This is a genomic window from Flavobacterium chilense, from assembly GCF_001602525.1.
Taxonomy (GTDB): Bacteria; Bacteroidota; Bacteroidia; order Flavobacteriales; family Flavobacteriaceae; genus Flavobacterium; species Flavobacterium chilense.
Genome location: NZ_LSYT01000011.1, coordinates 1 through 26,322, shown reverse-complemented (window position 1 = coordinate 26,322; position 26,322 = coordinate 1). Strand labels below are relative to the sequence as shown.

Sequence of the window (26,322 nt, the reverse complement as noted above, 5' to 3'; positions counted from 1 at the left end):
CTTTTTTTATTTCCATTTCAATGTTTCCATCAGCCTTTGCATATCATTCCGAATATAACTTGCCGCCGGCATAACCGAATCAAAATTGGGTTTTGCATAAAAGTAAACAGACCCTGTTATAAAGTGCTTTGTACTATCTGTAACATAAAATTGTGAGTTTGTAGCAGCATTTCCGTCAACCTGATAGAACATTCCGTAAACCTTTTTTTGAGGATTTAAATAGGGCTGTTCCAATATATCATCTGCCTTAATCACATGCTCGTAAGTTAACTTCTGAGCATCTTTAAGCAATTTTTGTATATCGCCATGTACTGGCTTATATGTCAGATAAATTGTTGCTTTCATTTTTGGGTAAGTAATGGCAAATCCACAATCTTTTTCCCCTTTAATTACAGCAGCTTCATTCATTTCAAAAGTAAACGGACAAGTATTTTCGAAACCAACATATTTTGCTTCGGGATAATCTAAACGTAAAAAACCAGCCGGTTTAGGTACTACATCATCCTTGCAACTTAAAACAGTCAATGCCAGTAAAATTGTCGCTATTGAAATTGTTTTTTTTAACATTCTAATCTATTGTTACTTTTATTTGTTTTACACGCTTTTTATCGACAGTTTCTATAGTAAAGACACAGTTTTCAAAAGCAATTTTTTGATCTTTTTTAGGAAAATTACCCAGAACTTCTAAAATAAATCCTGCCAGTGTTTCGGCTTCTCCTTTACGGGATTCAAAAACATCTTCGTTGACATCAACGATTCTGTAAAAATCCTTCATGTTTATTTTTCCTTCAAAAAGGAAGTTTTTTTCATCAATTTGAGAGAAATTTAAATTTTCATCATCAAATTCATCACTAATATCCCCTACTATTTCCTCAATAACATCTTCTAAAGACACTAATCCCGAAGTTCCGCCATATTCATCCACCACAATTGCTAAATGGCTTTTAAGGCTCTGAAAATCCTTTAACAAATTATCCAGTTTTTTGTTTTCCGGAACAAAAAAGGCCTCTCTTACTAAAGTTGTCCAGTCAAATTCTTCTTTGTCAATATGAGGCAACAAATCTTTTACGAACAAAACACCTTCTATCTGATCTATATTATCACGATAAACCGGAATTCTCGAAAATCCTTTCTCGATTATTTTAGGACAAATGGCACTAAATGATTCTGATACTTCTAATGCAAAAATATCGATCCTTGGACTCATAACCTGTTTAGTATCTGTGTTTCCAAAAGAAACAATTCCTTCCAGTATTTTTTGTTCTTCACTTGATGTTCCTTCAGAATCTGTAAGTTCCAGGGCCTGCGAAAGCTGGTTTATCGAAAAACTGTTTTTTTGTTTCCCCAGTTTATGGTGCAAATATAGCGTAACACTACGCATAGGCAAACTAATTGGAGAGAGTAATTTATCTAAAACAGCAATTGGGTATGCAACGCGTTTTGCAAATTTTATATTGTTACGACTGGCATAAATTTTAGGTAAAACTTCGCCAAATAATAAAATCAGAGAGGTAACTAAAATTATTTCGAGAATGAACTTTATTACAGGGGAACTTATCTGAGCAAAAATGTTTTGCCCAATCAAAGAGAACAAAATCACTACACCAATATTAAAAAAGTTATTGGCTACTAATAAGGTCGCTAAAAGTTTTTTGGGTTTATCTAAAAGATTAGAAATAATTTTTCCCTTTGAAAGGTTTTCCTGTAAAGTATCGTCAATATCTTTTTGAGATAAAGAAAAAAGTGCTACTTCGGCACCTGAAACGATTGCTGACAAAAACAGCAAAACAAATATTCCGACAAAACCAATAATTAAATTGACGTCTAAAGTTGTAGCAAAAAATAAACTGGGCTCCGGGTCCAAATTAAAGAAGATTAGTTAAACAATCAAAAAGGCAAATCATTTACAGGTAAGCCTTCATTCGTCGCATCAAAGTTAGTGTTTTTTGCGGATTCAGTATCCTGATGTGGCTTATGATTTCCAGTTTCTTTTTTGGTAGTCAAGAAAGTAAACTCCGTAACCTGAATTTCTGTAGTATATTTCGTTGTACCATCTTCGGCTTGCCACTGCCTTGATTTGATACGTCCTTCAACATAAATCTTATCTCCTTTAGAAAGATATTTTTCGCAAATTTCGGCCGCTTTATTGCGTACAACTAAGTTATGCCACTCGGTTGAAGTTATTTTTTCATTGGTCGTTTTATTGATATAAACTTCGTTTGTAGCCAATTGAAAACGCCCAATGCAATTTCCTCCATCAAAATAATGCATTTTTACATCATCACCTAAATGGCCAATTAGCATCACTTTATTTAATGTTCCGTTCATAATTATTTAGTGGTATTTATCCCAAAGATACATTTTTTTAGCAATTTATTTCCTGCTTTTCAATAAAATTATAAATCACTATAGGAAAAGGAAAAGTTTTTAAATCACTGATATTCAATCCATTTTTAATAGTTTCCGCAATTTTAACCTTCCAGAACTGAATATGAAGATGTTGATGCGAAAGTTTATGGATTACTGTCGCTTCAGTACATTCTTCTATACCTAATATAGTATAGGAAGAAAAAACATCATTTCGAACTGCATTTGAAACAATGTCAAATCCTGCAATTTCAGTAGTTTCAAAAAGAGGAAACTCATATAAGTTGTGCCAAATTCCTTTAGCTGTTCTTTTTTGAATTAAGGTATTTCCCAAAACATCTTCTAAAACCAGGTAATTAAAGAAACGATTGGTTACTTTAAGTTTTTTAGATTTTACAGGTAATACCGAAACTTTCTTTTTCTGAAGTGCCACACAACTATCATTAAAAACACAAACCGTACAATCCGGACTTTTAGGTACACATTGCAAAGCACCAAACTCCATAATAGCCTGATTAAAAATAGCCGGGTTATCTTTTGGCATTAATTCCTGTGCCAGTTCTGTAAACTCTTTTTTAGTTGCAGGCAAAGCAATATCCGATTCGATATCAAAATAACGGGAAAGTACACGAAATACATTTCCATCAACAACAGGAACAGCTTCATTATAAGAAAAAGAAGCAATTGCCGCTGCTGTATATTCACCAACACCTTTTAATTTTAATAAATTTTTAAAATTATCCGGAAAAACTCCATCTAGCTCATTTGCGACATATTGAGCCGTTTTATGCAAATTTCTGGCACGAGAATAGTATCCTAATCCCTGCCAAAGTTTCAAAACCTGCTCTTCGGAGGCATTTGACAGGTCAAAAACAGTAGGAAATTCCTGTGTAAATGCAAAAAAGTAAGGCATTCCCTGCGCAACTCTGGTCTGCTGCAGCATAATTTCTGAGAGCCAAATATGGTACGGATTGGTCGTTTTTCGCCACGGTAAATCACGCTTGTTCTGTAAATACCATTTTATCAATATGTTAGAAAAATTCATTGCAAAATACTTAGAATACAAAAGTAAATGTTTATGTAATTAAAATTTAACGAATTAGCTTGATTAATTATTTTTTTAATTCCTATATTTGCAAACTCAAAAAAATAGTACACCATTTATAAAAATAAAATAGGAAAGAAAATGACGAAAGCAGATATCGTAGCGAAAATTTCAGAGAAACTAGGTCTTGAAAAAGGAGATGTTCAAGCAACAGTAGAAACTTTTATGGAAGAAGTTAAAACTTCATTGGAAACTGGAGACAATGTTTACCTTAGAGGTTTTGGAAGTTTCATTGTAAAAACAAGAGCTGAAAAAACAGGTAGAAACATTTCTAAAAACACCACTATCAAAATTCCAGCACACAACATTCCTGCGTTTAAACCTGCAAAAGTTTTTGTAGAAGGAGTAAAAACGAATAACGAAGCAAAATAATACTATTAATTAACATAAAATCTGACACGATATGCCAAGTGGTAAAAAAAGAAAGAGACATAAGGTAGCTACTCACAAACGTAAAAAAAGAGCGAGAGCTAACCGCCACAAAAAGAAAAAGTAGTTTTAAACTACTTTTTTCTTTTTAAACGTTCATTGAAATTGAAAATTAGTATTCAGTCATCAGTTTTTAGTTTTCAGTCTGCTGATTACTCCGAACTGCAAACTGCCAGCTAGTTTTCCCCGGGTTCAATACCTGTTAAAAATATTGTTTAATCCATCCTTGTAGAAGTTGATGGTTTTTGGTTTTTAGTTTTTGGTTTCTTTTACCAACGACTATCAACAAACAACCGACAACCTATTCACGGATAAAAATTTACAGTGTGAATAAAGAATTAATCATTAGATCTAGTTCTGAAGCCGTAGATTTTGCCTTATTAAAAGATGGAAAACTAATTGAATTACATAAAGAAGAAGAGAAAAGCAACTTTCAGGTGGGCGATATATTTATTGCCAAAATCAGAAAACCAGTTGCAGGACTTAATGCTGCTTTTGTAAACGTAGGCTTCGAAAAAGATGCCTTTTTACATTATCATGACTTAGGACCAAACTTAGCTTCTCAACTGAAATTCATAAAACTTGTAAGCGCAGGTAAAATAAAAGATTTCTCCCTAAAAACCTTTCAGTTTGAAAAAGAGATTGACAAAGATGGCATCATTACTGATATTTTAAGTGCCAATCAATCTGTTTTAGTTCAAGTTGTAAAAGAACCTATATCTACCAAAGGTCCAAGAATAAGCGCTGAGCTTTCATTGGCAGGAAGATTTATTGTTCTCGTTCCGTTTTCTGACCGTGTTTCTATTTCTCAAAAAATAGAAGATAAAAAAGAAAAGGATCGTCTAAAAAAACTTGTTCTATCGATCAAACCTAAAGGATTTGGTGTTATTGTTCGCACAGTAGCCGAAGGCAAAAACGTAGCCGAATTAGAAAAAGATTTGCAGAACCTGCTTGGCAGATGGACTGCAATGTGTAAAAAATTACCAACTGCTCATCATCCCTCAAAAGTATTAGGAGAACTCAACAGAGCTTCTTCGATATTAAGAGATGTATTCAACGATACCTTTAGTGGTATTCAAATAGATGATGAAGAGTTGTACCATCAAACGAAGGAATATCTGCAAGAAATTGCACCTTCAAAACAATCGATTGTTAAGTTTTATCAATCAAATGACACTCCAATTTTCGAGAAATACAATATAGAGAGACAAATCAAAACTTCATTTGGCCGAACCGTTTCCATGAGTAAAGGCGCCTATCTTATCATTGAACATACTGAAGCGCTGCACGTTATAGACGTAAATAGCGGAAACCGTTCAAATAAGGCGACTAATCAGGAAGACACCGCCATGGAAGTTAATATGATTGCTGCCGCTGAAATTGCCAGACAACTTCGTTTGCGTGATATGGGCGGAATAATCGTAGTTGATTTTATCGATATGTCTAATCCAGAAAACAGGAAAGTTTTGTTCGACTTCTTGCGAGAAGAAATGAGCGACGATAAAGCAAAGCATAAAATTTTACCGCCAAGTAAATTTGGTTTAGTCCAGATTACAAGACAGCGCGTAAGACCAGAAGTTAACATCAAAACCAGAGAAGAAGATCCTAATAAAGTTAGTGGTGAAATTGAAGCACCGATTTTAATTATTGACAGAATCACCTCTGATTTAGAAAGACTTTTAAAAACCCACAAAAATGTAGTGCTTAACACACATCCATTTGTGGCTGCATACCTCAGTAAAGGTTTTCCATCATTACGTTCAAAATGGTTTTTTGAACATAAGAAATGGGTGAAAATCATACCTCGTGACGCTTACACGTACTTAGAATACCATTTCTATGATAAAAAAGGAAATGTTATTTCAGAATAAAAATCAAAACCGCCTTTCGTGAGACTGGCGGTTTTTTTATGCTTTTTTTTGCCTCGAATTCACTAATTAAATTTTTATAATGATTCATGAATTCGTGGCAGAAATTTATGTTCAAAAACTATATTTAAAAAGTTATTTTGAATGCTAATATACCCTGAAAGAAGTCGAAGGGCGCTCCAATTAGCATGTAGGCTTCGACTTCGCTCAGCCTGACAATTCGCTACTTATTCTCTTATTATTTCAATTTTTCTTCTAATTTCATTTCCAGAAGCATCTACAACGGTAATGTAATGTATTCCGGAAGTTGGCGTAATTGGGAGTTCATGAAATGTTTTTGTTGTTGCTTTGTAAACATCGTCTACATACCAAAACAATTCTTTATCTCTTTCTGAATAAGCTACTTTTAGAATTACAGGCTGAACTTCACTATTAAAATTTTTCGTTAAATAGATTTTACTATTCGTTTTGGGGTAAATAAAATCCATTGTAACGGTTTGCGTTCCCTCACAGCCTTCTTTAAACGGCGGTAATGGCAAATATTCAATATGCTGACCTTTGTAATACCATGCCATTACAGGAGGCAAAACAAACCAATTTTTTGTTACAATGTTTTCGACGCTTTCGCAGCTGCTATTAACCTGAAACTTTTCTGTTTTATCTAAATGAATTGTTTTATGATACGGACAAACCACAGTCGATTTTCCTTTTTTAGAAACCCATTGTTTAATTTTAGGACAACCTTCTTTTGCAAGATAACCACTCAAACGGCATACCTCAACTTCTGCCAGATCTTTATAAGGCGTTTGAAACCACTTTTGTCGTGGCAATAAATTAAAAACATCAAACAAAATGGGAGCTGCACTTGTCACTCCGGTCAAAGTTGGCCTTCCTTCGCCTGTTGCATTTCCAACCCAAATTCCAACAACATATTTAGAATTTGTACCAATCGCCCAGGCATCTCTGTTTCCAAAACTTGTTCCGGTTTTCCAGGCAATTTTCAGAGAACTGTCATAAAACTTCCAGGCTTCATCTCCTTCTGGCCTGTTAACCTCTTCCATTGCGTTATAGGTTAACCAAATCGATCCGGCGCCTATTATATTCTTCTGATCACTTTCTGAACCAAAATCAGGCTCGAAACCATTTTTATAATTCAGCTCTGTAAATTCCTTAGTTCTATACTTTCCCTGATTTTTAGTATAGTAATTCACTGTTGAAGATAAGCTGGCGTAGGTCCTGCACAAATCCCACAGATTACTTTCGGCACCACCTAAAATAAGTGACAAGCCATAGTGATCAGGTGTTTTATTGATATCTCTTAATTTGAATTTCTGCAGTTCTTCATAGAATTTGTTTACTCCAAAATCCTGCAGCATCAAAACCGCCGGAATATTTAAAGAACGTGACAAAGCACGGTGGGCGGGAACAGCACCATCAAATGTCAGATTAAAATTTTGTGGTGTATAACCCGCAATTTGTGTTGGAATATCAGCCACTAATGTATTGGGCAAAATTTCTCCATCATCCAGCATCCCTGCATATAAAAGCGGTTTTAAAATACTTCCTGTACTTCTTGGTGCGGCAATAATGTCTACATCTTTTTGATGATCTTTATCTGTGGGAGCATTCCCCACATAACTTATCACATTCCGATTTGAAACATCTATGACCAAAATCGCCAAATTATTTACCTCATTCTGCTTGTATTGATTGTAATAATATCTTGCAATTTGGTTCACTCTGTTTTGCAGGGCGTAATCAATAGTTGTCTTTACACGCGTACCTTCTTCAGCTTTAGCTACACGTTGTAACAAATGCGGTGCTATTTGAGGCAAATCATAAGGTTTTTGCGGCAAGGGTTCTTCGATTGCAAGTTCGTATGTTTGCTGATCGATTATTCCTTCCTGACGCAATTTCAGCAAAAGTCGGTTTCGTTTATTTAATAATTTAATTTGATTTTTTCCCGGGTAAATCAAACTTGGTGCATTCGGCAAAACAGCAAGTGTAGCACTTTCTGCCCAGGACAACTGATTTGCTTGTACGCCAAAATAACGCCAGGCAGCCATTTCAAGTCCTACAACATTCCCTCCAAAAGGTGCATGAGCAGCGTATAATTCCAGAATTTCGTTTTTAGAATACCCTAATTCTAATCGGGTCGCGAGAATAACTTCGATAACTTTTTCAAAATAAGTTCTGCCTTTTCCTTTTCTGGACAATCGAATCACTTGTTGCGTCAATGTACTTCCGCCTCTGACTACTTTTCCCGCTTTCTTATTCTGTTTTATAGCATTTACCATTGCAACCGGATTAAAACCAGGATGCTTATAGAAATACTCATCTTCAAAATAAACAATACATTTTTTAAATTTACCCGGAACACTGTCCTGTGCAGGAAAACGCCATTGTCCGTCACGGGCAATTTTCGCGCCCAGTAATTCGCCTTCTTTGCTTTCAATAACCGTAGAATAGGGTTCCTGAAACAAAGTTCGGGGTATCGAAAAATAGTAAATCAGCAAGAGCAGAAATGCAATTGCTGATTTTATTTTATTTCTTTTTATCCAGTTTATGATGCGTTGGAAAAACGCTATAAGTTTATTTTTCAAAATTACATTGCTATTTCGTATCCTAACAGGTTTCCAAAACCTGTTAGGTATTCCTTATTCATTCCTAAAAGAAAAAATAAAAATTTCTTCTCTATATCGATAAAATACCTAACAGGTTTTGGAAACCTGTTAGGATAGTAGAATTCAATTTTCTATTGATCCAGTAAATTTACATCACTAAGCACGCCTTCATAAATCAACTTTCTTTCATCATGGCAAAATATAAAATTTTCTAGATCGTTGAATAATTTTATAATAAACTCTCGATCTATATTGCTTGACTTATCAGATAAAAAAGAACGATAAGATGAATGCCTATACGATTGGAAATCTTTAGAAAATTGATGTTTTACAGGATTCAAATGAACATATAAAATTAATTGTTTCAAGTATTCTTCATTTTCGATTCTATTTCTCTGTAAATGCTCTTGAAATAAACTTCCAGTCCGATTATAAGCTTTGTTTATACTCTTGGAATAAGAATTAAATAAATTCGAAAATGGCAAATGGATTTTTTCTTTAAACTTCTCTGGAAGATCAATTTTATCTTTTATCCGTAGAACAATATGAAAATGGTTTTTGAGTAAACAATAGGCATAAATATCAGCAATTGGTAAAATATATTTTTTAACCTTTTCTAAAAAGTAGTTGTAATTTCTCTCTTCAATAAAAATATTCTCACTATTATTTCCTCGATTATAAACATGGTAATATTGCCCCGCCTCAAAAACATCTTTCTCCACTTCTCCTATTCTTTATTATCCTAACAGGTTTCCAAAACCTGTTAGGTATGTTTTTTCTTTTCCTAAAAACTTAATATGATACCTAACAGGTTTTGGAAACCTGTTAGGATACGTATGCTAAATTTTACTTCACCACCTCAACCCAGAACCCTTTTGTTCTGGCTAAGAATGTATTATCATACATCGCTTCACATTGTAATCCAGGTAAATAATAATTCCCTAAATACGAAGCGTTTAATAAAATCCTGAAGACTTTTGTTTCTCTGGATTTCATACCAAAATAGAAATTAGTTCTGTCATCGCGAATATCAATGTAGTCTGCAATGTTGTTTGTCGCATCTCCATAATCTGTGAAACGTGTATTTACAATTTCGAATCCTGAAGGTAAAATTTGAGATAACGCTACATTCTGAACACTTTCATTTCTTTGGTTTTTAACCGTTACTTCAGCAATAAATTCGGTTCCCTGATTAATTTTAGAAACATTAATAATACTTCCTTTTCTATTTTTGAAAACAATAGCTGCCGAAACATCGCTTTGAATTGCATTTTCCTGTCCTATTGGCAAAATCCCTGTATTTAAAACACGAACATAAATGGTATTATTTTTATTGTTTTTCAAAGTAACACTATTTGAACCAGCCAGAACAGCCAGACTTCTGTCGGCAATTGTTTTTTGTGTACTTATGGTCTCGCCTTTTCCGTTTTTACTAAACTGAATATTAATTCCTCTCGGACCATTTCCGGCAGCAAATTTCGACATTGCATATAAAGAATAAGCAGTTGTTTGCGTACTCATCCATTCATTATTAGACATTGCTTTGGCTAATTTTGAAGCCATTGCAAATGCTTTTTGCTTTTGTCCTAACAGCAACATTGTTTCCAAAGCCATTGCCCTGTTTCTCTCAACTGAACCATAATAATAGTAATTGTAATCATTCGATTCATTGTCTATACTAGTATTAAATAACAGACTTTGTCCTGCTGATTTTTGTCCTGCCAAAACATAAGCTGCTGCCAAACGTAACTTGCTTTCATTTGAAATACCTTTTGTTTCACGTAATCGGTTCATCGATGATAAATCGGCATTTCCAGCCAGCGCCAGTGTATATAACCTGTAAGCCTGAGCTAAATCATTTCCGTATTTTGGTTCAAAACGCCATTGTTTGGCTTCTTTTTGCTGGTACGAAATCCACTTTGATTTAAAATTAATAGGTAATACATATCCTTTTTTCTCTGCTTCTATCAGGAAATGTCCAGCATATGAGCTTCCCCAGTCGTCAGCAATAGTATTTCCCTGCCAGTAAGGCAATCCGCCATTTGACAATTGAAAAGTTCCTAATCTGGCAATTCCCGCTGTTATATTTTTTTGAATAATCTCTTTGCGGGTTGCATCAAGATCAACAACATCATTTAAAAACAACTGTGGAAAAACAGATGAAGTCGTTTGCTCTACACAACCGTGCGGATATTGAATAAGAAATTGCAATCTTCCATTTAAATTAATGGTTGGCATGGACGAAACTTCTAATCTTGCTTTATTGCTTCCAGCTACTCCAAATGTTTGCCATGAAATAGTTTTAGTACTATTTGGAGGCAAGATAACATCGGTATAAGTACTGGTAACCGGATTAGGATTGGTCATATCAATCTCAACATCATAAACTGACTTTTCTTTTCCTGAAGTCGCAATAACCTGTACTTTGGCAATTCCTGTTACTGATCCTACTACCAGATTAAAATAAGCCATTTTCTCATCTGGTTCTGCAAAAGTCAGCGATTGTGTTGCGCTGCCCATTACTTTTAATCCGTTGCTTGTTTTTAGCTGAATCGACACATTTTTAATGCTTTTTTCGGTTGCAAAAATCGTAACCGGAATCGTTACTTTTTCTGAAGGTGAAATTTTTCTTGGTAATGATGCTAAAACCATCAATGGGCTTTTAACGGGAGTTGCTTTTTCGACACTTCCGTATGCACTTGTATTGGCATCACCGGCAACCACCATAGTTCGCACAGAACCAATGTATTTTGGTAATTTTAACTGATGTGATTTGGTTTGTCCTTTTTCTAATTTAAATGGACCGTAATACAATACAACTGGTTTAAAACGATTGGCTTTTTTAGCTTTTCCTCCGCCTAAATCCTGGTCTCCTCCAATACTAAAAATCTGATTTATTTTTCCGCCATAAGCGCCAATTACGTCATCGTAAATATCCCAGGTTTTTACTCCCAAAGCTTCACGAACATAAAAACTATCCCATGCGTTTGGTGTTTTAAAACGTGTTAAATCAAGCAAACCTTCATCAACAACTGCAATGGTATAGGTCATTTCTTTACCCGTTTTTTCACCCACTTTCACAGTAAATGTCTGTTCTGGCTTTAGAACATCCGGCATTGAAAGTGTAGGTGCTAAAATGGTATTTTTATCCACAACTTCAATTGGAACAATTCCATACATACGAATAGGTGAATCGTTTTTAGTCGAAGCATGTGGTTGCAGAAGTGTAATATTAAAATACACATTTGGGGCCATTGCTCCTGTAATTGGTACTTCGACTTTAGTTTCTCCCTGTTTTGTTTTAGCCCAAAGTGTCTGTACTACTTTTGAGCCGTTTTCGATCGAAATCAAGGCACGGCCTCCTTCACTTGAAGGAAAAGATATTTGTGCTTTTTCGCCAACAGCATAGTTTTTCTTATCTGTTGAAAAAACCAGCATATTAGCTGTTGATGCATCTCTGTTACGTGTTTTTCCGGACCATATTGGCCAGTCTATATTTACAGTCAAAGCAGTTGCATGTCCGTCTGTATGATCTGAAACACGAATTAAGTAACGTCCCCATTCTTCATCTGTTAATGAAAACTGTACAGCTCCTTTTCCGTTTGAATCTGTATTAATGATAAAGGTTTTGTATGAAGTCGTTGCATTTGAAGAATTATAATTCGATAAATTATCAGTCGAAGCGTCCCACCACCAGCGCCAATCTACTTTAAATACTTTTACTTCCAGATTTCGTACTGATTTTGGTCTTCCATTTTCATCAACCGTTACAATATCAAAACGATTATTCGTTCTGGTTTCGAGCATATTGTATTTGTTTAGTTCAGGCGCTTTTATTCCTACATAGGTTTTATATGGAGAATAAGTTGTAGAAATAACATCTGTACTAAAATCACCTCCTTCTTCGTATACTTTTGTAATGAATGAGGCACGAAGCATTCCAGGAGCCTGTCCTTGTAACTTGGGTTCAATGTTTACTGTTGCTTTTCCGTTTTCATTTAATTTACCTGAGAAAACATTAATTTCTTCTGTACTGAACTGGCGAACCAAATCATCAAAACTAAATTTCTCATATCCTTTGAACGTGGTTGTTTGCTGCGAAAACTTAGCCTGCATTTCTACATTCAGATTTTTCGCAATAGCGCCATGAAGCCATGTAACCTCAAGATTACTGGTATTTGGATATGAGGATGAAAGTGTTTTTCTGGAGAAATTGTTTTTGATTTTTAAACGATTTGGTTTTATCGTTTCAATTTTAATGCTTTTATAAAACTTAGCTCCACCTACACTTATCATGGCTTCCCAGTTTCCTGTTGGTGCTTCGGCACTTGTTGGAACTATAAAGCTGTAATGATTTAAATCGTTGGTTTTTTGAATGGTCTGATAGGTTGTTTTTCCGTTTGGATCATTTAGTCTAAGTTTAATTGGATGTGATTTTGGAAGCTTGTTTGAAGCATCATTTAAGATGAAAGACAAATACAAATTGTCTCCCGGACGCCAAACACCACGCTCTCCATAAATAAAGCCTTTTAGACCTTTTTGTAACGTTTCGCCAGACACATCAAAATTACTCACAGATAAAGAAAGTCCGTCATCTAGTTTTACGTACGTTGACTGATCTCCTAAAGTAACGATCGCAAAATAAGCGAATTTATTCAACTGAAATGATGCAATTCCCTCACTGCTTGTTGCGGCTGTAGCTATTTTTTGTTGTTGATAGGTATACAAATCAACTCTGGCATTCGAAACAGGTTCAGTCGTTACAATATTATTTACAGCAAATAAATACGATTTATTCTCCCCTCTTTTGGCAATTACCCCTAAATCTGTCGCTAAAATGTTTGTTGCTATTCTGGCATTATAATAATACGAGCTAGTACACGGATCCTGACTTTCTCTCCAGTTGTAATCGTCATAGTAATAATCGTCATAAGAGTTTCCACTATAATTTACATCATTTTCATCAACATCTTCTTCCTCTTCATCGTTTTCATCTGTCTCAGAAGCAGCGCATTTGTATAATGAGTATTTCTTTTTATAAACAAACTCTACTCTGTAAATTGCACCTGGTTCGGGCGTAATTATTTTAGATAAATCTAAAGCAAACGTGTTCCATTTTGCTGGATTTACCAAAGCGCTTTCGTTTAATTTAAGTGTTGTTTTAGCAACGGGCTGAGCCACTTTTTTAAGATTCTGACTTCCGTTTAATTCATTGTACTGAAGAAACTGAAGTATATTATTCTTGTAAATCTTGTATACTTTTACATCAACAGCACTAAGATTTACAGCTTCAAAATTCAGTTTTAAATTATTAGAACTTGGCAGAATTGTTCCGTTTTTAATGAAACGAATACTTGGTTTAATCTGGTCAAAAGTAATTTTCTCACTGTAATTCGAGTCCATTTTTTTTCCGTACTGGCTTTCGATTCCCTGAAAAACCTCAATCACTAAATCACCCGCTACAATTTGTTCCGACTCTGACTCTTCATTCTGAACTACTTCTACAGGCTCGTCAACTACAGCGGCCGCACTATCTACCACAACTGTTGCCGAATCAGCAAGTGCCACTGTTGATTCTTCGACCACAGCAGGAACGGCTTCCTGTTTTTTTGCCGGCGCTTCGTTACTAAAGTATACTTTGAGCACATTTCCCTGAGTCGAGAATTTTAAATTATTAGTATTTTGAATCGCAACTAATCCTTTAAAATCCTGTCCTTTTTCCAGAGGTTCTGAGAAATTAATTAAAACAGATTTATTGCTTCCTTCCGGAACTTCGACTTTTACAATTTTAAATTCGCTTATACCAGACACCGCATAATCGATTTGTCCTTTCTGATCAATATCAAAATCACTTCCATCATAAGCAATTTCAAGGTTGGTTGCCTCAGAATAACGTTGGATGCTATCAATTATAAAATTGAATTCTTTTGCTGAACCTGATTTTTTTTCGAATTTAATTTTGAGATTATTCCCTTTTTGGTTTGCTGACACTAACTTTTTAGCCGTTTCAAGATCAATATTGTCTGCTGTTTTTAACACACAATTTAAATATTGATATTCTTTGCTGTACGACTGTATATCGGCAGTATTTATTGTAAAATCCTGCTTGATTGTTTTAACGGTAAAGTTGAACTTCGAAAGTTCTTTTTCTTTCTCTTTTGGAATCGTGATGAGTTTATCCAGTTTTAAAGTAACCTGATATTCTGTTCCGGGTTTTAACTTTTTCTCCGGAATAAAAGCAATGGTGTTTGTTGAAAGTGCTACCACTTTTCCATCAACACTTGGCGAAATGTCAAACAAATCGCTATCTAAAACCTGATTGGCTTTCCATTCTTTTTTATCAAAAGCCAAAACCACCCTAATATCAGATTCCGAAGAAACAATGCCTCCGGTAAAACTGACTATATACTCTTTAAATAATGAAAAATCGGAATTGAAATCTGCAGCTGATTTTCTACCGCAGGATTGAAAAATAAAAAACACAAAAAATACGAGAATTAATCCTTTTGCTTTCACTTTTATTTAGAGTTAATGGTTAACAAGCTAGAAATTTAATACGATTTACCGTTAAAAACATTAACAGCAAAATACAAATTAAATTGCGATAAAAGTAAAATATTTTTAGATTTTTTTAGAAGAAAATTCTTTAATAAATATTGTTGGAATTTCATAACAGGTCAAGGCAAAAATGTATTATATTTCGCATATTTTTAATTTTTATGTTATGTCAAACAACTCTCAAAAATACTCTTCTGAAAATGAATTCATTATAAAAAATAAAAATACAATTATATATTTGCTCGGTCTAATAACATTTTTTATTTTGATCGCTTTTGCAGATTATTATGCTTTGCCTGCCTCAAAGACTAATGATGTAATTACTCATTACGCTCTAAGAACTTCCGGTAAATCCAGACAAAAAGTTTCTTATCATTATTTTACACAAAAAGGATTTACTTTTTCTACAGCAAAAGAATTTATTGAAGAAAATAATATTGTAATTGAAACGTCTTTACTATTTAAATCAGTAACAACCGTAAAATCTAAGACAAGAAATTATACGAATATACTTTCTAGCGGTTTAAGTATCAATGGAATTCAATTCTACATTTGTCTAATCCTGCTTTTTTCAATCGGAATAAGTATAAAAATATTGCTTTCGAAAAAAGGATTTTCTGAAAACACGTTTTACAATATTATCTGCTTTAATTCTTTTATGCTCTTTATATGTGTTTACATGGGAGGATATTTGTTTTAACTACTTACGTCTTTCAAGGAAAAAACGTTTCATTAAATCGGCTGCTTCATTTGCCATCACACCCGAAACTACAGTCGTTTTTGGATGCAGTTTAGTTCCCATAGTTATAAAACCACGTTGTTCATCACGGGCACCAAAAACAATTTTCGAAATCTGACTCCAATACAAAGCTCCGGCACACATTTGGCAAGGTTCGAGCGTTACATACAATGTGCAGTCTTTTAAATATTTTCCGCCAAGAAAGTTTGCTGCAGCGGTTATCGACTGCATTTCGGCATGAGCCGTAACATCATTTAGGAGTTCGGTTAAATTATGACTTCTTGCAATGATCTTATCTGCCACAACAATTACAGCTCCAACAGGAATTTCGCCTTTATCAAAAGCCATTTCAGCTTCCTGCAAAGCTTTTTTCATAAAATACTCGTCGGTGAAGGGATTTATCATAATTGCAAAAATAAGATTTTAGTATTTATTTTTATTACATTTAAATCTTGATATTCAAATATGGAAAGAAAATACAAAATAACAGTTCCTGAGCCCTGCCATGAAAACTGGGATGAAATGACTCCTAAAGAAAATGGCCGATTTTGTATGAACTGTTCTAAAACGGTTATTGACTTCACTACCATGTTACCGGAAGAAATTCAACATTTTTTTATTCAAAATCAAAATAATAAAGTTTGCGGAAGATTTAAAAATGAACAATTAGATTCTGTCATCGTTCAAATTCCAAAGCAGGTCTTACATACACAAACCAATTATTATAAAATGTTTTTGCTAGCATTATTTCTAACAATGGGCACTACTTTATTTAGTTGTCAAGACAAAGATGGAAATAAGAAAAAAATTGATAAAGTTGAAGTTGTAGAAGATGTCAAACCAGAACAACATGCTACGACTGGAATTATTTTGACGCCCCTACCTAAACTAAAAGCGGAAGATTCTCAATCTGGAACAGAGGAACCTCAATCTGGACATTACGGAATTATTTATAATTCAAATGATTTGGATGTTGCTGCTGTTCCAAAAAATGGAATAAAAAAATTCAATTCTAATTTTTCAAAAAAACTTATCACAGCAAAACAAGGAGAAATATCCGTTTTATTTGTAATTGAAGGCGACGGAAGTCTCAGCAATTTTAATATACTTGAAAATACAACTTCAGCAAGTGAAAAAGATATTATCGGAATTTTAGAAAAAACTCCAAAGTGGATTCCGGGTAAACGAAAAAATCGAGTTGTTCGCTCCACTTACACTTTGCAAATTCCATTTAAGTAATTAAAAAATGAAAACTAAAATAACCATTCCTGAACCATGCCACGAAAACTGGGATGAAATGACTCCTAAAGAAAATGGCCGATTTTGTATGAGCTGTTCTAAAACGGTTATTGATTTTACATCGATGATGCCGGAGGAAATTCAGCATTTTTTTATTCAAAATCAAAGAAATAAAATTTGCGGGAGGTTTAAAAAATCACAACTAGATTCCATAACAATTCAGGTTCCAAATCGTATTTTGTATTCTCAAACTCATTATAGTAAAATATTTCTTTTAGCACTGTTCATTGCTATGGGAACGACTTTGTTTAGTTGTCAAAATAAAGAGGGTAAAAAGCAAAAAATAGAAAAAGTAGAAATTGTATCAGATACTGTAACGAAAGAACAAATTGTTGTTGGAGATATTCCAGTTAACCCAAAAGATTCTTCTAAGACACTTGTTCCACCACCTCCGCCACCAAAAGTTGATCACGTTAAATTCACAATAAATCCTGTAGAAAAAGATAAAGAAGAAAAAGCAAAATCAATAAAAGGCAACAACAAGAAAACAATAGAAGAACCTGTATATAATGGTGGAATCGCAGTTGAAACAAATGCCGAATTTCCAGGCGGAATTGAGCAATTCTATAATTTTTTTGAAAAAGAATTTAAAAAACCACAAAGCGCAGAAACCGCAAAGCTCAAAATCAATCTCTCTTTTGCAGTAGAAAAAAACGGATCTGTAACTTATCTTCAATCTGTTCCTGAAATTGACAGTTCTACAGAACAGGAAATTAAAAGAGTTTTGGGTTTATGCCCTAAATGGCAACCAGGAGAAACGAATGGCAAGAAATCAAGAAGACTGTATTCTTTACCAATTGTATTACAATAAATCTCGGTAATAAAAATTAAATTTAAAACCGTAAATTTGCTTTTTACCTTACAATGAAAAGCGATTTACTTTCAAACATATACAATCCAGCTGATTTACGTTTACTCGACGAAACTCAATTGCCACAACTGGCGAAAGAATTACGAGATTTTATAATTGATATTGTCTCTGTAAAGGAAGGACATCTGGGCGCCAGTCTTGGAGTGATTGAACTAACTATTGCTTTGCATTACGTTTTCAATACGCCTGAAGATTTATTAGTTTGGGATGTTGGACATCAGGCTTACGGACATAAAATACTAACTGAAAGAAGAGAAATTTTTCATACCAACAGGCAAATAGACGGAATTTCAGGGTTTCCAAAAAGAAGCGAAAGTATTTACGACACTTTTGGGGTTGGACATTCTTCTACGTCTATTTCTGCGGCATTAGGGATGGCGATTGCATCAAAATTAAAGGGTGATACGGACAAACAGCATATTGCTGTAATTGGTGATGCTTCTATTGCATCAGGAATGGCTTTTGAGGGGTTAAATCATGCAGGAGTTACAGATGCGAATGTTTTGGTTATTCTAAATGATAATGCAATTGGAATTGACCCTAGTGTTGGTGCTTTAAAGAAATACTTAACAGCTGTTAAAAACGGTAAAAATCCGAAGCAGAATAACATCATCAAATCTTTAAATTTTGATTATTCGGGGCCTATTGATGGTCATGATCTTCCTGCTTTAATCAAGGAATTAAACCGATTGAAAAAGATTAAAGGTCCAAAATTTCTTCATATTGTAACCACTAAAGGAAAGGGCTTACAGCAGGCAGAAGAGAATCAGGTCAAATACCATGCTCCCGGAAAATTTGATGCTTCGACTGGAGAAATCCTTTTAAAATCTGAAGAAAACCTTCCTCCTAAATATCAGGATGTTTTTGGCTTGACTATTTTAGATTTGGCACGAAAAAATAAAAACATCATTGGAATCACACCTGCAATGCCATCCGGAAGTTCTTTGAAGTTTATGATGGATGAAATTCCCGAACGTGCTTTTGATGTTGGCATAGCCGAACAACATGCTGTAACGCTTGCTGCCGGAATGACGACTCAGGGTATGATTGTGTATTGCACTATTTATTCGACTTTTTTACAGCGTGCTTACGATCAGGTTATTCATGATGTAGCTTTACAGGATTTACCGGTTATTTTTTGCTTAGACCGTGCAGGTTTGGTAGGAGAAGACGGTGCAACTCATCATGGTATTTTTGATATTGTTTATTTGAGGGCAATCCCGAATATGATTATCTGCGCACCAATCAACGAAATTGCATTGCAAAATATTTTATACACGGCTCAATTGGGCTTAAATCATCCTATCGCAATTCGATATCCGAGAGGTCGTGGGGTTATACCAAATTGGGAAGTAGAAAATTTCGGACATTACGAAAAAATTATAATTGGTCAGGCAAATTGTTTAAAACAAGGTACAAAAACAGCCGTTTTATCGACGGGAACAATTGGAAACAATGTGACTTTGGCCATTAATCAATGCTCTAATCCTGAAACGATTGCCCATTTTGACTTTCCTTTTATTAAACCGCTAGACAGCAACACATTACACTTTATTTTTTCTAATTTCGAAAGGATAATTACCATCGAAGACGGAACAATAAATGGTGGTTTTGGAAGCGCTATTTTGGAGTTTGCCGCAGCAAATAATTTTAAAAATAAAATCGAAGTTTTAGGTATTCCGGACGTATTTATTGAGCATGGAACGGTTAGTCAGTTACAACAATTGTGCAAAATTGACGTTAAAAGTTTAATAAATCTTTTTTCTAACGAGACAAAATAATTATTTTGCGCTACCAAAAAAAAAACTAAAATCATAATGAAATTATTGCGTTCTACCCTTTTGCTTCTAATGCTTTTGTGTACCTCACATAACTTTGCCCAGATTATACAAACGACATTAGCTCCAAATCAATTGCCTCCTCCACCGTCTAACTGGAGTAAAAAAAATCAGTTAGGTTTTGATATCTCTGAAATCGCTTTTGTTAACTGGAGCGCGGGGGGAACAAGTTCTGTTTCCGGTTTATTTAAAGGTGAATTTAACAGAACTTACGTTAAAGGAAATCATAAATGGGTAAATGAACTTATTGTAAAATACGGTTTAAACAAACAAGACGGTATTGAACTTAGAAAAACTGACGATGCTGTTTTACTAAACTCTACTTACGGCTTTAGAAAAGATTCTGTTACCAACTGGTATTACTCGGCAAAATTTAATTTCAATACACAGTTTACCAACGGTTACAATTATCCAAACAGGGATATTGCAATCTCTAAACCATTTGCACCGGCATATATCTTTTTAGGAGCCGGAGCTGAAAATTCGAATAAAAAGAAAAACAGAACATTTTACTTCTCTCCAATTACGTTAAAAACTACTTTGGTATTAGATCAGAATTTAGCCAATCAGGGATCTTTTGGTGTTAAAAAAGCGACTTATGCGCCTGATCCGCTAGATCCTAATAATCAAATTTTAATTGATGAAGGACAAAAAGTAAAAGCTGAATTTGGTATTTTGTGTACTGCTTACATGAAAAATGAGATATATAAAAACGTTTTTTACGAAAACAGACTAAGTTTATATACCGATTATCTGAATAAATTTGGGAATGTCGATATTGATTACGACACTCGTTTAGATCTTGTTGTAAATGCTTATGTAAAAGCAAATATTGGTGTTCATCTAGTTTATGATGACGATATTAAAACTAAAAAAGATATTATTGATCCTGCAACCGGGTCTAAATCTCAGGTAAATGATGGACCAAGAATGCAATTAAGACAAGTTTTAGGTGTTGGTCTGGTATATGCTTTTCAATAAAAAATAAATTTCTCCAATACTTAGAAAATAAAAAATACCCCATAAATATTTACGGGGTATTTTATTTTAAAGAAAACCACCAATGCGGTTTAATTGTTTTTTCTTCCGTTAATTGTTTCAAATAATTCCAGCGCATTTCCGTCTGTTAATAATGAAACATAATGGCAAATATGCAGTAAACGTTCGTATAGATTCGTTTTTTCTAAATGATGTTTCTCCGGCAGCATTTTTAAAAGCAGCTTATCGTAATTAGAAGCCGTTCCTTCGAATTTGTTATTAAAAGCTGTTATAAATTTATCCAATAAAGTCTGGATGATTTGATAACCTACAATTTCTTTTTCGATTACTTCACGGCTCTGGTAGATTTTCTCCACACTTAAATTAATGATATCATTCATCTGGGCTTTGTACTTGCTTTTATCTGTTAAGGCAAAAGGAAAGTTTCCAGCCAGAATAGCTTCTTCATTTTCAATAAAAACATTTACAGCATCATTAATCAAAGTTCCAATCGCCAGGGCACGCAAATAACTGATTCTATCTTCTTTAGTTTCTAAAGTCTTGTATTTGGCAACTCCGATATTATCTTTTACAAGTTTGATTAAATATTCTAAAGCATAATCTTCAGACACTAAACCTAAATTTATTCCGTCTTCAAAATCAATAATAGTATAACAAATGTCATCAGCTGCTTCAACCAGATAAGCCAGAGGATGTCTTTCAAAACCAATATCTTCTCCAGATTTATTGGCGATCATTCCCATATCTTTAGCTACTTCTTCAAAAAATGTTTTATCAGTTTGAAAGAAACCGTATTTTTTGTCGGCTATATTCTGAGTTGGCTTTTTAGGCAAACTTTCTTTAGGATATTTCATAAAAGCTCCCAAAGTGGCATACGAAATTCGAAGTCCGCCTTCGATTCCCGGGCGGCTCGCGGTTAAAACCGAAAATCCATTGGCATTTCCTTCAAAATCAACTAAATCCTGCCATTGTTTAGCTGTTAGCTGTTCTTTGTATTTTAATCCGTTTCCTATCGAGAAATATTCTCCTATTGCTTTTTCACCTGAATGTCCAAAAGGGGGATTCCCAATATCATGTGCTAAAGAAGCCGCAGCTACAATAGCGCCAAAATCATTCATATGATATCCGTGAACTTCTTTTAAGTACGGGTATTTTTCGATTATTTTTTTTCCTACCAAACGCCCTAAAGAACGCCCCACAACCGAAACTTCAAGACTGTGTGTTAATCTGGTATGTACGAAATCTGTTTTTGAAAGCGGAATTACCTGTGTTTTATCCTGTAAAGACCTAAATGCAGCCGAAAAGATAATTCGGTCATAATCAACCTCAAATCCCAATCTCGTATCATCTTGTTCTACACGTAATCTCTTGCTAGTATCGCCTTGGCGTTTTAGTGATAGAAGTTGTTCCCAGTTCATTTTTTTATTTTAGATTGTAGATTATTGATTTTAGATTTAAGGAGGCTCAAAAATACGCTTTTATTTTAGGATAAAAATAGGCCACAGATTAATTTGACTTAAGTTTTCTTAGCCACGAATTCACGAATTATTACAAATCATTGCGGTTAGAATAATTCACGAATTCGTGGCAAAAAATCAAAATTCTAAAGCTGTACTATGTTTGATTTCTCCCATTACAAAAATACTGTTCGTGTTTCCGATGTTTTCGATCGTCGATAATTTATTCATTACAAAATCCTGATAACTTGCCATGTCCTGAACCAGAATTTTAAGCATAAAATCATAATCTCCGGCAATATTATAACATTCGATGATTTCAGGAAGAGCGACAATATCTTTTACAAAATTACTTCCCACATTTTTTGCATGTTCCTTTAAACGAACATTACAAAAAACAGTCATTCCGCGATTCATCTTTTTCTTGTCCAGCAATGCCACATATTTAGTTATGTATCCGTCACGCTCTAGCCTTTTGATTCGTTCATAAACAGGCGTTACGGTTAGGAATAATTTGCTGGCAAGATCTTTTGTATTAATATTTGAGTTTTCCTGAAGATGTTTCAGGATCAATAAATCAGTTTTATCAAGGTTTTCCATAGTTTTTTTTACGGCTAAAGTTTCATTTAAAAGGTTTTAAAAGTAATATAATCTTCAAAAACATTGTTTTAAAATACAAATTACTTAAATAAACATCAAATATAAGTTTTAAAACCTAAAACAATAAATTTGTTCAGTAAAAAATACTGAAATCAAAATGAAAACAAATAATTTAGGTTACCCAAGAATTGGTAGCAACAGAGAATTAAAAAAAGCCAGCGAATTGTACTGGGCAGGAAAAATTACTGTTGATGAACTTATCGAAACCGGAAAAGACATTCGTCGTAGAAACTGGCATTTGCAATCTGAAGCTGGAGTAGATCTTATTCCGTCTAATGATTTTTCTTTTTACGACCAGGTTTTGGATTTGACTTTGACTGTTGGAGCCATTCCGGAACGTTATAGCGAACTTGCCAAAACAAACTCTGCTGTCGATTTGTATTTTGCCATGGCAAGAGGTGCACAAAAAGACGGTCAGGATGTTGTAGCAATGGAAATGACAAAATGGTTCGATACCAACTATCATTATATTGTACCTGAATTTACTAAGAATCAGAAATTCGAATTGTTTTCAGAAAAAGTAATTAATGAATTTAAAGAAGCAAATACTCTAAAAATTGCTACAAAACCGGTTCTAATTGGACCTGTTTCTTATTTACTTTTAGGAAAAGAAAAAGAAGAAGGTTTTCACCGAATTGACCTTATCGACAAACTACTTCCTGTTTATTTTGAAATTTTCGAAAAATTACAAACAGAAAATGTAGCATACATTCAATTAGACGAGCCTTTCCTGGCATTAAATTTAACTGATAAAGAGAGAAATACATTTACAAAAGTTTATAACGAAATCAACAAACGTTTCCCAAAAATCAAAATTATTTTAGCGAATTATTTTGATTGCTTTGGAGAAAATCTTGCAACGGCTTTAGCGCTTCCTGTAGATACTTTCCATTTAGATTTAGTTCGTTGTCCGCTTCAGTTAGATGACATTTTAGAATCCGGGAAACTGGCTTCAAACGTAAATCTTTCATTAGGAGTGGTTGACGGAAGGAATATCTGGAAAAATGATTTCAAGAAATCATTAGAATTAATTAAAAAAGCAACTGATGTTTTAGGCGAAAACCGCATTCTGGTTGCTCCATCCTGTTCTCTGATCCACAGCCCGTGCGATTTGGATTTAGAAACAAACGATGAGACTCTTACGCCTGAAATCAAGCAATGGCTGGCTTTTGCAAAACAAAAAATCAATGAAGTTGTTTTATTAAAACAATTCGCTTCTGGTGAAACCGACATTAAAAACTCTGTTGATTTTGAACAAAATACGATCGCAAACGAAAATCGTAAAACATCAAAATTAATTCATAACAACGAAGTTAAAACACGTGTAGCAGGAATTACAGCATCTGATGACAAACGTAAAAGTGTTTTTGCTACGCGACGAAAAAGTCAAATCGAAGCTTTAAATCTGCCATTATTTCCAACTACTACAATTGGATCTTTCCCTCAAACTGCTGAAGTGAGAAGCTGGAGAGCGAAATTCAAAAAAGGTGAATTAACTACTGAGGAATACAATGATTTAATCGAAAAAGAAACTGAAGCTACGATTCGTTTTCAGGAAGAAACCGGAATCGATGTTCTGGTTCACGGAGAATTTGAGCGTAATGATATGGTGGAATATTTTGGAGAACAATTATCCGGATTTACTTTTACCAAAAATGGCTGGGTTCAGAGTTATGGTAGCCGTTGTGTAAAACCTCCTGTTATTTACGGCGATGTTTCGAGACCAACTCCTATGACAGTAAAATGGTCAAAATATGCACAATCTCTAACTCCAAAATGGGTAAAAGGAATGCTTACAGGACCTGTAACTATTTTACAATGGTCATTTGTTCGTAACGATCAGCCTCGTTCTGAAACTTGTACACAGATTGCTTTGGCGATTCGTGATGAAGTTGTCGATTTAGAAAAAGCAGGAATCAAAATTATTCAGATTGACGAACCGGCAATTCGTGAAGGTTTGCCGTTACGAAAAGAAGAATGGGCAAACTATTTAGACTGGGCAGTAAAAGCTTTTAGAATTTCGGCAAGTGGTGTAAACGACGATACGCAAATTCATACTCACATGTGTTACAGCGAGTTTAACGATATTATCCAGAATATTGCCGATATGGATGCCGATGTGATTACCATTGAATGTTCTCGTTCGCAAATGGAACTTCTGGATGCTTTTGCCAACTTTAAATATCCAAACGAAATTGGTCCGGGAGTTTATGATATTCACTCTCCACGTGTACCATCAAGTGCCGAAATGGTTCGTTTACTGGAAAAAGCTTCGGCGGTTATTCCGGTAGATCAATTATGGGTAAACCCTGATTGTGGTTTAAAAACCCGTCATTGGGATGAAACTAAAAAGGCTTTAATCGAAATGGTTGCTGCTGCCCAAGAAATGAGATCAGCAGTTGAAAATCCTGTTAGTTTGTAATTTTTATTAAATATATTTTTGTTTTTTATGCCAGCTTAGTGGAGTCGGAAGTTAGTTATGATTTAGTTTCGACTTCACTTTGGCGGGCATTTTATATATTAAAGCCAGAAGTAAATCTTTAAAACCGAAATTAAAACTATTTGGCTTTTGCTAAAACAAATCGTTCGACGATTTAATCTTTTTAGATGTGTTCTTAAAGTCAAATTTTTCCTTTCAATATGATTGGTCCCAAATCGTTTTACAGAATGCAGCTTCTTCTCAATCAAATATCTATAGTTTTTCAATCTGTCGGTATATATCTTTTTTGCTTCTGATAATTTTAAGGTATCCAAAACACGACATAATGTTTTATTGGTACGCTTTCCAACATTAAAACTTACAACATTTCCGGAATTCTTTTCAAGAGCATAAACCAGCCAGATGTAATTTTTCTTGTGTCTTATGTAAGTGCAAAGCTCATCAACTTCATAAATTTTACCTCTGCTGATAACTGGTTTAGAAATATCTCTGGCAATTGATACAATTCTTTTCAATAATGTTGTCGTTGAAATTTTTAACACTCTTGCTGTACTTCTTATTCCTAAACCTTCTTTGGTTAACTGAATAATATTTTGATTTATATCTAATTTATAAGCGTGATATGCATAATTGTCAACTCTGGTTTTCCTGCATACTCTGCAAACATACCTTTGATTACCTGACTTTGTCTTTCCATACTTTATCATGTTAGGAATGTCACCAACACATCTGAAACATCTAGTCTGGTTTAATCTCATTTTTTTCGATTTAAGGTATTATAAAATAAAAAAACAACCCGAAGGTTGTTTTAATTTTTTATGCGATATTAATGCAAATATCTGATTATCTGAAAATGTCAAATACAATTGTTTGCCACCAACACATCTGATACATTACCGATTTCTTTTACAAAGGTAGAGAAATTAAACACAACTCAAAAATACGTAAAAACCTACAATTATTGAATTAATAACCCCATATAGATTTATATGGATTTAAAAAGTCAACATATTAAATATCAACATATTATGGATTTTATATAGATTTATATGGATTTAAATTTGACTC

The 26,322-nt window shown here is 34.1% G+C and carries 19 protein-coding genes; 8 read left to right on the top strand and 11 right to left on the bottom strand.

Features of this window, described 5'->3' with window-relative positions; all coding sequences use genetic code 11:
• Positions 1 to 6: 6 nt before the first annotated feature.
• From gldD to mutY, 4 genes are read right to left on the bottom strand one after another with little or no spacing between them, the layout of a single operon-like run.
• On the bottom strand, positions 7 to 567 hold the full coding sequence (gldD, locus tag A4F88_RS21930; RefSeq protein ID WP_068844911.1) for a gliding motility lipoprotein GldD: 561 nt from the start codon (positions 565 to 567) through the stop codon (positions 7 to 9).
• Between the two features lies 1 nt (position 568).
• Entirely contained in the window at positions 569 to 1,864 is a 1,296-nt protein-coding gene (locus A4F88_RS21925) for a gliding motility-associated protein GldE (RefSeq protein ID WP_068844910.1), read from the bottom strand.
• Between the two features lie 23 nt (positions 1,865 to 1,887).
• On the bottom strand, positions 1,888 to 2,328 hold the full coding sequence (locus A4F88_RS21920; protein WP_068844909.1) for a single-stranded DNA-binding protein: 441 nt from the start codon (positions 2,326 to 2,328) through the stop codon (positions 1,888 to 1,890).
• A 37-nt stretch (positions 2,329 to 2,365) separates the two neighbouring features.
• The gene (mutY, locus tag A4F88_RS21915) at positions 2,366 to 3,412 is read right to left on the bottom strand and encodes an A/G-specific adenine glycosylase (RefSeq protein ID WP_068844908.1); all 1,047 of its coding nucleotides are present in this window, start codon (positions 3,410 to 3,412) and stop codon (positions 2,366 to 2,368) included.
• A gap of 141 nt (positions 3,413 to 3,553) precedes the next feature.
• Between mutY and A4F88_RS21910 the strand changes: the two genes are divergently transcribed.
• Both A4F88_RS21910 and A4F88_RS21905 read left to right on the top strand, forming a co-directional pair.
• Positions 3,554 to 3,844: an HU family DNA-binding protein gene (locus A4F88_RS21910; protein WP_007805026.1), complete on the top strand. Its 291-nt coding sequence runs from the start codon at positions 3,554 to 3,556 to the stop codon at positions 3,842 to 3,844.
• A gap of 383 nt (positions 3,845 to 4,227) precedes the next feature.
• The gene (locus A4F88_RS21905) at positions 4,228 to 5,772 is read left to right on the top strand and encodes an Rne/Rng family ribonuclease (RefSeq protein ID WP_068844907.1); all 1,545 of its coding nucleotides are present in this window, start codon (positions 4,228 to 4,230) and stop codon (positions 5,770 to 5,772) included.
• Positions 5,773 to 5,996: 224 nt separating this feature from the next.
• On the opposite strand, the gene pbpC is transcribed toward A4F88_RS21905, so the two are convergent.
• The 3 genes from pbpC to A4F88_RS21890 form a co-directional block, all read right to left on the bottom strand.
• A complete protein-coding gene (gene pbpC, locus A4F88_RS21900; protein ID WP_068844906.1) occupies positions 5,997 to 8,372 on the bottom strand; it encodes a penicillin-binding protein 1C in 2,376 nt (791 codons plus the stop codon).
• Positions 8,373 to 8,524: 152 nt separating this feature from the next.
• The gene (locus tag A4F88_RS21895; RefSeq protein WP_068844905.1) at positions 8,525 to 9,115 is read right to left on the bottom strand and encodes a transposase; all 591 of its coding nucleotides are present in this window, start codon (positions 9,113 to 9,115) and stop codon (positions 8,525 to 8,527) included.
• Between the two features lie 124 nt (positions 9,116 to 9,239).
• On the bottom strand, positions 9,240 to 14,909 hold the full coding sequence (locus A4F88_RS21890; RefSeq protein WP_068844904.1) for an alpha-2-macroglobulin family protein: 5,670 nt from the start codon (positions 14,907 to 14,909) through the stop codon (positions 9,240 to 9,242).
• A gap of 208 nt (positions 14,910 to 15,117) precedes the next feature.
• Between A4F88_RS21890 and A4F88_RS21885 the strand changes: the two genes are divergently transcribed.
• Positions 15,118 to 15,651 carry a hypothetical protein gene (locus A4F88_RS21885; protein WP_068844903.1) on the top strand — a complete coding sequence of 178 codons (534 nt, stop codon included), beginning with the start codon at positions 15,118 to 15,120 and terminating at the stop codon, positions 15,649 to 15,651.
• On the opposite strand, the gene A4F88_RS21880 is transcribed toward A4F88_RS21885, so the two are convergent.
• A complete protein-coding gene (locus A4F88_RS21880; RefSeq protein WP_068844902.1) occupies positions 15,652 to 16,095 on the bottom strand; it encodes a nucleoside deaminase in 444 nt (147 codons plus the stop codon).
• A gap of 60 nt (positions 16,096 to 16,155) precedes the next feature.
• On the opposite strand from A4F88_RS21880, the gene A4F88_RS21875 reads away from it, so the two are divergent.
• From A4F88_RS21875 to A4F88_RS21860, 4 genes are read left to right on the top strand one after another with little or no spacing between them, the layout of a single operon-like run.
• Positions 16,156 to 16,929, top strand: coding sequence for a hypothetical protein (locus A4F88_RS21875; RefSeq protein WP_068844901.1), 774 nt, complete (start codon positions 16,156 to 16,158; stop codon positions 16,927 to 16,929).
• A gap of 7 nt (positions 16,930 to 16,936) precedes the next feature.
• Entirely contained in the window at positions 16,937 to 17,800 is an 864-nt protein-coding gene (locus A4F88_RS21870) for a hypothetical protein (RefSeq protein WP_082815832.1), read from the top strand.
• A gap of 53 nt (positions 17,801 to 17,853) precedes the next feature.
• Positions 17,854 to 19,641: a 1-deoxy-D-xylulose-5-phosphate synthase gene (locus A4F88_RS21865; RefSeq protein WP_068844900.1), complete on the top strand. Its 1,788-nt coding sequence runs from the start codon at positions 17,854 to 17,856 to the stop codon at positions 19,639 to 19,641.
• A 36-nt stretch (positions 19,642 to 19,677) separates the two neighbouring features.
• The gene (locus tag A4F88_RS21860) at positions 19,678 to 20,679 is read left to right on the top strand and encodes a DUF3078 domain-containing protein (RefSeq protein ID WP_068844899.1); all 1,002 of its coding nucleotides are present in this window, start codon (positions 19,678 to 19,680) and stop codon (positions 20,677 to 20,679) included.
• Between the two features lie 89 nt (positions 20,680 to 20,768).
• Here A4F88_RS21860 and A4F88_RS21855 read toward each other — a convergent pair whose 3' ends face one another.
• Entirely contained in the window at positions 20,769 to 22,115 is a 1,347-nt protein-coding gene (locus A4F88_RS21855; RefSeq protein WP_068844898.1) for a deoxyguanosinetriphosphate triphosphohydrolase, read from the bottom strand.
• A gap of 177 nt (positions 22,116 to 22,292) precedes the next feature.
• Positions 22,293 to 22,754, bottom strand: coding sequence for an Lrp/AsnC family transcriptional regulator (locus A4F88_RS21850; RefSeq protein WP_042566180.1), 462 nt, complete (start codon positions 22,752 to 22,754; stop codon positions 22,293 to 22,295).
• Between the two features lie 157 nt (positions 22,755 to 22,911).
• Here A4F88_RS21850 and metE point away from each other — a divergent pair, with 157 nt between their 5' ends.
• Positions 22,912 to 25,236, top strand: coding sequence for a 5-methyltetrahydropteroyltriglutamate--homocysteine S-methyltransferase (gene metE, locus A4F88_RS21845; RefSeq protein WP_068844897.1), 2,325 nt, complete (start codon positions 22,912 to 22,914; stop codon positions 25,234 to 25,236).
• A 98-nt stretch (positions 25,237 to 25,334) separates the two neighbouring features.
• Here the strand turns inward: metE and A4F88_RS21840 are convergent, their stop codons facing one another.
• The gene (locus A4F88_RS21840) at positions 25,335 to 26,012 is read right to left on the bottom strand and encodes an IS1 family transposase (RefSeq protein ID WP_068844896.1); all 678 of its coding nucleotides are present in this window, start codon (positions 26,010 to 26,012) and stop codon (positions 25,335 to 25,337) included.
• Between the last annotated feature and the right edge of the window lie 310 nt (positions 26,013 to 26,322).

Excerpts from the sequence above, each read along its gene's own strand:
- A4F88_RS21860 (WP_068844899.1), top strand. The coding sequence starts at position 19,678 with ATGAAATTATTGCGTTCTACCCTTTTGCTTCTAATGCTTTTGTGTACC.
- A4F88_RS21840 (WP_068844896.1), bottom strand. The coding sequence starts at position 26,012 with ATGAGATTAAACCAGACTAGATGTTTCAGATGTGTTGGTGACATTCCT.
- A4F88_RS21910 (WP_007805026.1), top strand. The coding sequence starts at position 3,554 with ATGACGAAAGCAGATATCGTAGCGAAAATTTCAGAGAAACTAGGTCTT.
- mutY (WP_068844908.1), bottom strand. The coding sequence starts at position 3,412 with ATGAATTTTTCTAACATATTGATAAAATGGTATTTACAGAACAAGCGT.
- A4F88_RS21850 (WP_042566180.1), bottom strand. The coding sequence starts at position 22,754 with ATGGAAAACCTTGATAAAACTGATTTATTGATCCTGAAACATCTTCAG.
- A4F88_RS21875 (WP_068844901.1), top strand. The coding sequence starts at position 16,156 with ATGGAAAGAAAATACAAAATAACAGTTCCTGAGCCCTGCCATGAAAAC.
- A4F88_RS21885 (WP_068844903.1), top strand. The coding sequence starts at position 15,118 with ATGTCAAACAACTCTCAAAAATACTCTTCTGAAAATGAATTCATTATA.
- A4F88_RS21865 (WP_068844900.1), top strand. The coding sequence starts at position 17,854 with ATGAAAAGCGATTTACTTTCAAACATATACAATCCAGCTGATTTACGT.
- A4F88_RS21920 (WP_068844909.1), bottom strand. The coding sequence starts at position 2,328 with ATGAACGGAACATTAAATAAAGTGATGCTAATTGGCCATTTAGGTGAT.
- A4F88_RS21855 (WP_068844898.1), bottom strand. The coding sequence starts at position 22,115 with ATGAACTGGGAACAACTTCTATCACTAAAACGCCAAGGCGATACTAGC.
- A4F88_RS21880 (WP_068844902.1), bottom strand. The coding sequence starts at position 16,095 with ATGATAAATCCCTTCACCGACGAGTATTTTATGAAAAAAGCTTTGCAG.
- A4F88_RS21870 (WP_082815832.1), top strand. The coding sequence starts at position 16,937 with ATGAAAACTAAAATAACCATTCCTGAACCATGCCACGAAAACTGGGAT.
- metE (WP_068844897.1), top strand. The coding sequence starts at position 22,912 with ATGAAAACAAATAATTTAGGTTACCCAAGAATTGGTAGCAACAGAGAA.
- gldD (WP_068844911.1), bottom strand. The coding sequence starts at position 567 with ATGTTAAAAAAAACAATTTCAATAGCGACAATTTTACTGGCATTGACT.